This window comes from Pseudomonas sp. HMSC067G02, assembly GCF_001813485.1.
In the GTDB taxonomy this organism is placed as follows: domain Bacteria; phylum Pseudomonadota; class Gammaproteobacteria; order Pseudomonadales; family Pseudomonadaceae; genus Pseudomonas; species Pseudomonas aeruginosa.
Genome location: NZ_KV812615.1, coordinates 1 through 9232, shown reverse-complemented (window position 1 = coordinate 9232; position 9232 = coordinate 1). Strand labels below are relative to the sequence as shown.

The following is a 9232-nucleotide window of genomic DNA, read 5'->3' as shown; positions in this document are numbered from 1 at the left end:
GCCCGATGATGGCGATCAAGACCGTCAACGCCCTTTCCCACTACACCGACTGGACCATCGGCCACGTCCACGCCGGCGCCCTCGGCTGGGTCGCGATGATCACCATCGGCTCGCTCTACCACCTGATTCCCAAGGTCTACGGGGTCGAGAAGATGCACAGCGTCGGCCTGATCAACGCGCACTTCTGGCTGGCCACCATCGGCACCGTGCTGTACATCGCCTCGATGTGGGTCAACGGCATCACCCAGGGCCTGATGTGGCGCGCGGTCAACGAGGACGGCACGCTGACCTACTCCTTCGTCGAGTCGCTGGTGGCCAGCCATCCGGGCTTCATCGTGCGCCTGGTCGGTGGCGGGTTCTTCCTCACCGGCATGCTGCTGATGAGCTACAACACCTGGCGCACGGTACGCCAGGCGCGCCCGGAAGGAATCCTCGCGGCGGCCCGCATGGCCTGAGCCGCGACAGCGCGTCCCTTCCCTTCCCTTCCCGAGCCTCGCCCGCCACGCTGCGGGCAAGGCTCGACAGCCGACGAGGAGAATCATCATGGAATTCAGCTGGAGCGAGATCCTGCTGGAGCTGCTGGCGGTCGCCGTGCTGTTCTTCGGCGTGCATTGGAGCCTGCGCCACGCCAAGACCCTGGACCAGGCGAGCATGCTGCCGTTCGCCGACGACGAGGAGGTGGCCCGCCGGGTCGAGCGGGAAACCGGCAGGAGCCGCACCGGCTGCGGCTGTCCCGGTCGCTGCCAGGGCGACTGCCGGCACTGGGACAAGAATTGGCCGGCATGACGCCGGCCAGTCGCTTCAGGGCTTTATCTTCTTCAGCTCGTTGAGCAGTTCCAGCAACTGCGCGAGCTTTTCCTCGCCGAACCGCTCCTGGATGCGCTGGTAGTTCTTCTCCATGTCGCCGCTCATGGAGACGAAGCACTGCTGGCCCTTCTCCGTCAGGTTCACGTAGACCCGCCGCTGGTCCTTTGGCGCCTTCCAGCGCCGGACGATGCCGTCGCGCTCCAGGCGCGCCAGCACGCCGGTCATGCTCGGACGCAGGATGCAGGCCTGGTTGGCCAACTGGTAGCTCTCCATCTCGCCCTGCTGGCGCAGGATGCGGATCACCCGCCACTGCTGCTCGGTGAGGCCGTGCTGGTTGAGGGAGGGACGGAAGAAACTCATCGCGGCTTCGCGAGCCTGCAACAGGGTCAGGGTCAGGGAGGGTCTTGGCGTTGACATAGGGTCCGAGCTTGGATGACTGGTTTCGAAAGTGCAGAAGAGTAGCGGAAAAAACACAGGCTGCATGCGGGTATGCAGAAGGAAATCAACGGTTTCCGCCGTGCAGGGCCAAGCCCAGCGCGAGCAGGCTGCCGACGCCGCAGACGGCCATCACCAGCGCCATCGGCAGCACGCCGGGCAACGCCAGCCAGCCGACCGCCAGGCTGGCCAGGCAGCCGAGGCCGAACTGCCCGGACACCGCCACCGCCGAAGCCGCCCCGGCCTGTCCGGGATACAACGCCAGCAGGCTGGCGATGCAGTTGGCGCCGAGCAGGCCGGTGACGCTGACGAAGCACAGCAACCCCGGCACCAGCGCCCACAACCCGCCCCGCTCGCCGAGCGCCGCATAGCCGAGGAGGAACAGCCCGGACACGCAGGCCAGCAGGCTGCCGGCCCGCAGCAGCGGCCGCGGACCGTGGCGGCGCACCAGGCGCGCGCTGCACCAGGTGGCGAGCATCACGCCGAGGATGTTCAGGCCGAAGAACCAGCCGAAGCGCTCCGCGCGCACGCCGAAATGCTCGATGAACACGAAGGGCGCGGCGCTGATGTAGGCGAACATCCCGGCGAACGCCAGCCCCATGCACAGCACGTAGCCCAGCGCGCGACGGTCGCCGAGCAGCCGCCCATAGGCGAGAAAGGCCTGGGCCAGGCTGCCGCCGCGGCGCTCCGGCGGGTGGCTTTCGGCGACCCGCCAGACCGCCAGCAGGCAGAGCCCGGCGAACAGCGCCAGGACCACGAACAACGCGCGCCAGCCGGCCCAGAGCATCAGGTAGCCGCCGAGCAGCGGCGCGGCCAGCGGTGCCAGCATGGTCACCATGTGCATCAATGCCAGCATCCGGGCGGCCTCGCCCAACGGATAGAGGTCGCGCACCATGGCCCGCGCCAGCACCGACGCGGCGCCGCCGCCGAGGGCCTGGAGCACCCTCAGCAGGACCAGTTGCCCCGCGCTGTCGGCCAGCGCGCAGGCCAGGCTGCTGAACAGGTACAAGGCAATACCGGCCAGCAGCACCGGGCGCCGGCCGAAACGGTCGGACAAGGGGCCGTAGAACAGCATGCCGACGCAGAAGCCGACCAGGAAGCCGCTGATGCTCCGCTGCACCTGGGCATCGCTGGCGCCGAGATCGGCGGCGATCGCCGGCAGGCTCGGCAAATACATGTCGATCGACAGCGGGCCGAACGCCACCAGCGCCGACAACAGCAGCAACAGGCGTCGTTCGCCGCTTCCGAGCTGAATCCTCGATGCACTCGCAGGCACGTTCGCCCTCCTCTTCTTCGCCTTTCGGTCCAGACGACACCGCCGTGCACGCGGATGCAAGTTCGCCGTCCGGGAAATCCCCACGACGCGACCTCGTTCACCCTGGCAGCGCGCGGGCCTGGCTCCTTTCGCGGGCCGACAACGTTAACAGATTAACAAAATGCGCAGAAGGCGAAAGATTCCAGGTCGGTTTCGCTCTCCAGCGCCGTACCCTCCATGATCGGCAAGCATGGAAAGGGACAGAAGCTAGCGAAGCTTCCGGGAGGATCGCCAATACTTCATTAACAAGTTAACAATATGCTAAAACTCACCGTGCAATCGGCGTCACCCATACCTACAAGAACAACAACCAAGGGAAGAATCGATGATCACGGCATGCCCCCGCCCGTGCGCCTGGCGCAGCTATGCGCTTGGCCTCGGCCTCCTGCCCCTCGCCGCGCAAGCGGAATTCCTCGCGGACAGCAGCGCCCACCTCGACCTCCGCAACTTCTACCAGTTGCGCGACTACCGCCAGCACGATGCGCCCCAATCGCAGGCCGGCAACTGGTCGCAGGGCTTCGTCCTGCGCCTGCAATCCGGTTTCACCGACGGCCCGCTCGGCTTCGGCCTGGACGCTACCGGGCTGCTCGGCGTCAAGCTCGACTCGGGACGCGGGCGTAGCAACGATGGCACGCTGCCGTTCGGAGCGAATTCGAAGGAGCCGGTGGACGACTACAGTCACCTCGGCCTGACCGCCAAGCTGCGCTATTCGCAGACCCAGCTACAGGTCGGCATCCTCATGCCGCAACTGCCGGTGGCGTTCCGCGACGACGTGCGCCTGTTGCCGCAGACCTTCGACGGCGCGCTGCTGACCTCCAGCGAGATCGAGGGTCTCACCCTCACCGCGGGGCAATTGTGGAAGTCGCGCACCCGCGAGTCGGCCGGCAGCGACGACATGTACATCATGGGCCGCGACAAGGCCCACGCCAGCGACGAGTTCAATCTCGCCGGCGCGACCTACGCCTTCACCCCTCGGCTCAGCGCCAGCTATTACTACGGCCAGCTCAAGGACATCTACCAGCAGCACTATCTCGGCCTGCTGCACACCCTGCCGCTGGGCGAAGGGCTGTCGCTGCGCAGCGACCTACGCTACTTCGACAGCGGCGAAGACGGCGCGGCGATCTCCGGGCCGGTGGACAATCGCAACCTCAACGCCATGCTCACCCTGCGCGCCGGCGCCCACGCCTTCGGCATCGGTGTCCAGAAGATGATCGGCAACGACGCCTTTCCGGTGCTCAACGGCTACACCACGCCCTACGTGGCCAACCTCATGGCCTACCAGACCTTCACCCGACCGCAGGAGAAATCCTGGCAACTGCGCTACGACTACGACTTCGCCGGCCTCGGCCTGCCCGGCCTGAACCTCATGACCCGCTATGTACAGGGCCGCGACATCGACCGCGGCGCCGGCCGCGCCGACGACAGCGAATGGGAGCGCAACACCGACCTGTCCTACGTGATCCAGAGCGGACCGCTGAAGAGCGTCGCCTTGAAATGGCGCAACATCACCTACCGCAGCCGCTACGGTGCGGACCTGGACGAGAACCGCTTCATCGTCAATTACACGCTGAAGCTCTGGTGAAGCGCGGCCCCTTGGGGCCGCAGGCACCTCAATCCTCGAGTCGCAGTTGCAAATGCTGCTTCTTGCCCAGGCTCAGGCGCAGCCCGTCGACCTCGCCCGCCAGCGGCGCGTCCGGATCGCTGACCGGCGTGCCGTCCAGGCGCAGGCCGCCGCCGGCGGCGAGGCGGCGGACCGCGCTGCGGGAGGGCTGGATCGCGTGCTCCAGCAGCAGGTCGGTCAGCGACAGTCCCTGCGCCAGGCGCGCGCGGGATAGCTTCATCATCGGCAGGCCGCTGTCCCGCGTACCGTCGGCGAACACCCCGCGCGCGGCATCGGCGGCGGATCGCGCGGCGTGCTCGCCGTGCGCCAGGGCGGTGGCGGCATTGGCCAGGACCACCTTCGCTTCGTTCAGTTCGGCGCCCTGCAAGGCGCCCAGGCGGCGCACCTCATCCATCGGCAGTTCGCTGAACAGGGCGAGGAAGCGACCGACGTCGCGATCGTCGCAGTTGCGCCAGAACTGCCAGAAGTCGAACGGCGCCAGGCGCTCGGCGTTGAGCCATACCGCACCCTGCGCCGACTTGCCCATCTTGCGCCCGTCGCTGGTGGCCAGCAGCGGCATGGTCAGGCCGAACAGTTGGGCGCCGCCCTGGCGTCGCGACAGCTCCACGCCGTTGATGATGTTCGCCCACTGGTCGGCGCCGCCGAGTTGCAGGGTGCAGCCGCGCCGGCGCGACAGTTCGACGAAATCGTAGGCCTGCAGCAGGGTGTAGCCGAACTCGAGGAACGACAGCGAATGCTCGCGGTCCAGGCGCTGCCTGATGGCGTCGAAGGTCAGCAGGCGGTTGATCGAGAAGTGCCGGCCGACCCGGTCGAGGAACTCCAGGTAGCCGACGCCGTCCAGCCATTCGGCGTTGTTCACCAGGCTGTCGTCGTGCAGTTCGACGTAGCGCGAGAAAACCCGGGCGATGCCGTCGATGTTGGCCTGGATCTGCGCCTCGGTGAGGATCGGCCGGCTCGAATCGCGGAAGCTCGGATCGCCGATCCGGGTGGTCGCGCCACCGATCAGCAGCAACGGGCGGTGCCCGGCCTTCTGTAGCCAGCGCATCAGCATCAGGCCCTGCAGGTGGCCGACGTGCAGGCTGTCGGCGGTGGCGTCAAAGCCCAGGTAGGCGGTTGCCGGACCGGCGGCCAGGTGCGCGGCGAGGCCGTCGCGGTCGGTGCACTGGTGGACGAAGCCACGCTCTTCGAGCAGGGCGATCAGGTCTTGCTGATGGGTCGGGACGGACACGGGTATCTCCTTTGGCACGGTGGATGCCCGAGGAGACAGGTTAGGAGGGAGTTCACCGGACCGCCGCCTCGGGCGGTTCGGGAATGCAGCGACGCATCTACCGCCTCAATGAGGGAGCAGATAGGCGTAATAGCGCTTGAAGGTCAGGGCTGCACGATTCATGCGCGGCACTCTACGCGCCTGTGCCGGGCTGTCAAGGCTGGAAAGCGCCTCGACAGGAACCGAGGCACTTCCTCGCAACAGAAGCGCAGCCTGGGAAAGTTTACCCGCCAGTTATCCGCACAAATTTATGACGCCGGTTTCTCTACTTTGAAAAACAACGCCCGACCGGACGTGTACTTCAATAACTCGACCGGAAGAAACCTATCAGCAAGGCAGTTGAATTTTTTCCGAAAGCAATAATTCGATACTTTTCTGGATTGGCGCATCATCTCGTAAAAATAGCGAACCGCTTCCCAGCACCCACGAATATCAATGGATCAGCAATATCCATATGCTTATCGCGGCATTCGAAAAAACATCGACCAATTCCACTGACAAAATATCGGCGTCATTTGCCTAACATGGATATTCCAAGTTCACCCTATCAACTTCCCAGATTGACACTCTCGCCGGCAGATCAGTAATTTTCAGCGACCAGCCGGCAAAGTACTTTTCCAGAGCGGCTGGCAACCGATAGTCAGTCTATCTTCGCAAACCGATGTTTATGCGAGAGGGCCGGCTATCGCTCAAAACTTGATTGATGAAGGAATAGCGCCATGCAACTCGCCACACTTCAGGAACTGAGCTTCGATGAAATCGACCAGGTATCGGGCGCCGGACTCTTCAGCTTCGTCGGCGATGCCATCGTCGATGTGGTCAAGGTGTCCAACGACCTGCTCAACACGTCGGTCATCTCTTCGGTCGGCAAGGTGTTCAACGCCGTCGGCCTGACCCCCATCCATCAACTGGCCGACACCCTCGGCTACGGCGTGTTCAAGGGCGTCGCCGCGGTCGGCGGCCTGCTCGGCGGCGATACCAGCCGTATCGATTACCACTACGACACCGAGTGGACCTGATCCCAGGACCTCGGCCCGCTCCCGTCGCGGAGCGGGCCTCCCCAGTCGCCGGAGGCCTGGGCGCCCCCGGCGGCGACCAAGGACCCGGCAACCGGGAAGGGGCGACCAGCGCCCCGATCAGGAGAACCGCCATGCACGACCCCATCCAGCAAGCCGACGCCTTCGTCGACGATCCCGACCAGGAGTCCGGCGGTCTGTCGCGCCGCAGCTTCCTCGGCAAGAGTGCCACGCTCGGCGCGGTCGGCCTGGTGGCCGGCTGGACCCCGGCCTTCGTCATCCAGCCCGCCGAAGCCGCCGCCAGCAGCTGTCCGGCGCCGGCAGGCTTTCCGGCCGGCCTCGAACTTTATCGGCGGGCGTTCCGCAACTGGTCGGGGGAAATCGCCGCCGACGACCTCTGGAGCTGCGCCCCGCGCACCAACGAAGAGGTTCTCGCGGTGGTCAACTGGGCCTGGCAGAACGGCTTCAAGGTGCGCCCGCGCGGCATGGGTCACAACTGGTCCCCGCTGCTGCTGAAAGGCGGCGAGAACTGCGAGAGCCGCATCATGCTGGTGGAAACCAGCCGTTACCTGACCCGCGTACGGATCGACGCCCAGGGCGAGTTCGGCCTGTTCAGCGCGCAGACCGGCGTCACCATGGAAGCCCTGCTGAAACAGCTGGAGCGGGTCAAGCTCGGCTTCGTCGCCACGCCGGCGCCGGGCGACCTGACCCTCGGCGGGGTGCTCGCCATCGACGGCCACGGCACCGGCATCCCGGCGCAGGGCGAAAGCCGCCTGCCGGGGCAGAGCTACGGCTCCCTGAGCAACAGCATCGTGGCGCTGACCGCGGTGGTCTGGGACGGCGCCGCCGGACAATACGTGCTGAAGACCTTCCGCCGCGACGATCCGGCCTGCGCGCCGTTCCTCGTCCACCTCGGACGCGCCTTCATCGTCGAGGCGACCCTCCAGGCCGGGGTCAACAAGCGCATGCGCTGCCAGAGCTACGTGAACATCCCGGCGAGCGAGATGTTCGCCGCGGCCGGCAGCGGCGGAAGGACCTTCGACAGCTTCCTGCAAAAGAGCGGACGCGCCGAGGCCATCTGGTTCCCCTTCACCGACAAGCCCTGGCTGAAGGTCTGGACGCCGACCCCGCGCTGCCCGTTCGGTGCCCGCGCGGTCAACGGCCCGTTCAACTACCCCTTCTCCGACAACATTCCCAAGGCGCTGTCCGACCTGCTGGCGGCGATCAATACCGGCCACCCGGAACTCACCCCGCTGCTCGGCAAGCTGCAGTACGACCTGGTAGTGGGCGGCATGGCGCTGACCCTGGGCTACGACCTTTGGGGCTGGAGCAAGGACCTGCTGCTGTACATCAAGCCCAGCACCCTGCGCGTCACCGCCAACGGCTACGCGGTGCTGACCCGGCGTCGCGACGTGCAGCGGGTGATCAACGAGTTCTACCTGCAGTACCAGACGATGGTCGCCGCCTACCGCGCCAACGGCCACTACCCCATGAACGGCCCGGTGGAGATTCGCGTCAGCGGGCTCGACCAGCCCGGCGAGTCGATCGTTCCCGGCGCCCAGGTGCCCAGCCTGTCGGCGATCCGTCCGCGCCCCGACCAGCCGGAGTGGGACACGGCGATCTGGCTGGACATCCTCAGCCTGCCCGGCACTCCGCAGGCCAACGCCTTCTACCACGAGTTCGAGGCCTGGCTGTTCGACCACTTCAGCGGCGACTACGCCTCGCTGCGGGTGGAGTGGAGCAAGGGCTGGGGCTACAGCCCCGCCGCCGCCTGGGACGAGCCGACGGTGGTCGACCAGTTGGTGGCGCAGTCGCTACGCCAGGGCCTGGTCGCAGACAACGATTGGGACGCCGCGGCGCGCCAGTTGAACGAAGCCGATCCGCATCGGCTGTTCAGCTCGCCGCTGCTCGACCGGCTGATGCCATGAAATGCCGCTATGCGAGGCCGTACTGACTCGGACGAAGAGCGGTTCGCCGGAGCCGATATGAATGAGCCCTCGATACGGCGTTGACTTGTTCAACAGGTCTTATCGAGGTGTCGCACGAACCGGCCTTAATCATTCGCAAAGTTTACCCGGAGTGGCAAACCTTCATCCGCCGAATATTGAAACTCATTGTCAAACGAACTATCGAGCCCATGAAAAACCGCTAATCCTGGCAGTTCATCCCACTCTTTCGGATTAGTACCATCGAATGGCTTTCCAGACTCACGGGAAGCCTAAAGGAGATATATGAAATGAAAGAACTCAATGACATTGAAGTCACCTGCGTTTCGGGTGGAACTCTTTCCGGCATGATCGTAGGCGCCGTCGACGGCGCCGCGACGGGCATGGCAATCGGCGGGAAATGGGGCGGTGCCGGCGGCTTCGGCTTCGGCGCACTTTCCCAGTTGGTCGGCCTGGTCGTGCCAACCGCGATGGGCGCTATTGCCGGGGGCACGGTCGGTCTCTTCACCAATGCAGAGACGGCTGTCGGTTACTTGGGCCAATACCGGGAAAACTTCGGTCCCGGTGATGTAGGCCGCACCACCATCTAATTAGAAAAGTCGCACTCCGGCACTTCATGCGTTTGAACTTTCGCAAGGGTGTCGGAGTGTCATGCAAGTATTATTCGAATCCAGGATCCAGCCACCATGTTTCGCCAGGAAGCCCTCGACGCCCAGCATGCCGGCGGCCTGGGCGAGATCGTGCTGATCCGCCCGGTCTCCTTCTCTTTTCTCACCCTGCTAGCCGCGGCTATGGCGCTGCTGGTGGTGGGCTTCTTCCTGTTCG

General features: G+C 65.4%; 9 protein-coding genes and 1 pseudogene. 7 read left to right on the top strand and 3 right to left on the bottom strand.

All coding sequences use genetic code 11. From position 1 onward, the window contains the following. Together HMPREF2914_RS01110 and HMPREF2914_RS01105 are read left to right on the top strand one after the other, a co-directional pair. The coding region (locus HMPREF2914_RS01110; protein ID WP_177344129.1) for a cbb3-type cytochrome c oxidase subunit I at window positions 1-455 on the top strand (455 nt) is incomplete at its 5' end. Between the two features lie 88 nt (window positions 456-543). Then, window positions 544-786 carry a hypothetical protein gene (locus tag HMPREF2914_RS01105; protein WP_003093468.1) on the top strand — a complete coding sequence of 81 codons (243 nt, stop codon included), beginning with the start codon at window positions 544-546 and terminating at the stop codon, window positions 784-786. A gap of 15 nt (window positions 787-801) precedes the next feature. Here HMPREF2914_RS01105 and hpaR read toward each other — a convergent pair whose 3' ends face one another. Together hpaR and HMPREF2914_RS01095 are read right to left on the bottom strand one after the other, a co-directional pair. After that, window positions 802-1224 carry a homoprotocatechuate degradation operon regulator HpaR gene (gene hpaR, locus HMPREF2914_RS01100; protein WP_003093470.1) on the bottom strand — a complete coding sequence of 141 codons (423 nt, stop codon included), beginning with the start codon at window positions 1222-1224 and terminating at the stop codon, window positions 802-804. Window positions 1225-1309: 85 nt separating this feature from the next. Beyond that, on the bottom strand, window positions 1310-2518 hold the full coding sequence (locus HMPREF2914_RS01095; protein ID WP_003093473.1) for a Bcr/CflA family multidrug efflux MFS transporter: 1209 nt from the start codon (window positions 2516-2518) through the stop codon (window positions 1310-1312). A gap of 364 nt (window positions 2519-2882) precedes the next feature. On the opposite strand from HMPREF2914_RS01095, the gene HMPREF2914_RS01090 reads away from it, so the two are divergent. After that, complete coding sequence (locus tag HMPREF2914_RS01090) at window positions 2883-4139, top strand: OprD family porin (RefSeq protein WP_003093475.1); 1257 nt, start codon at window positions 2883-2885, stop codon at window positions 4137-4139. 28 nt (window positions 4140-4167) lie between these two features. Here HMPREF2914_RS01090 and tyrS read toward each other — a convergent pair whose 3' ends face one another. Further along, window positions 4168-5406, bottom strand: a complete 1239-nt coding sequence (gene tyrS / locus HMPREF2914_RS01085) for a tyrosine--tRNA ligase (protein WP_023092410.1) — start codon at window positions 5404-5406, stop codon at window positions 4168-4170. A gap of 758 nt (window positions 5407-6164) precedes the next feature. Between tyrS and HMPREF2914_RS01080 the strand changes: the two genes are divergently transcribed. The 4 genes and pseudogenes from HMPREF2914_RS01080 to HMPREF2914_RS32250 all read left to right on the top strand — a co-directional run. Then, window positions 6165-6464 (top strand): hypothetical protein, encoded by a 300-nt coding sequence (locus HMPREF2914_RS01080; RefSeq protein ID WP_003093477.1) that lies wholly within the window; start codon window positions 6165-6167, stop codon window positions 6462-6464. Window positions 6465-6595: 131 nt separating this feature from the next. Beyond that, entirely contained in the window at window positions 6596-8389 is a 1794-nt protein-coding gene (locus HMPREF2914_RS01075) for a cholesterol oxidase substrate-binding domain-containing protein (RefSeq protein WP_023092409.1), read from the top strand. Between the two features lie 308 nt (window positions 8390-8697). Next, the gene (locus tag HMPREF2914_RS01070) at window positions 8698-8997 is read left to right on the top strand and encodes a type I secretion effector TesG (protein WP_003111247.1); all 300 of its coding nucleotides are present in this window, start codon (window positions 8698-8700) and stop codon (window positions 8995-8997) included. Between the two features lie 96 nt (window positions 8998-9093). Then, window positions 9094-9232 (top strand): annotated as a pseudogene (locus HMPREF2914_RS32250) (HlyD family secretion protein); the annotation flags it as partial.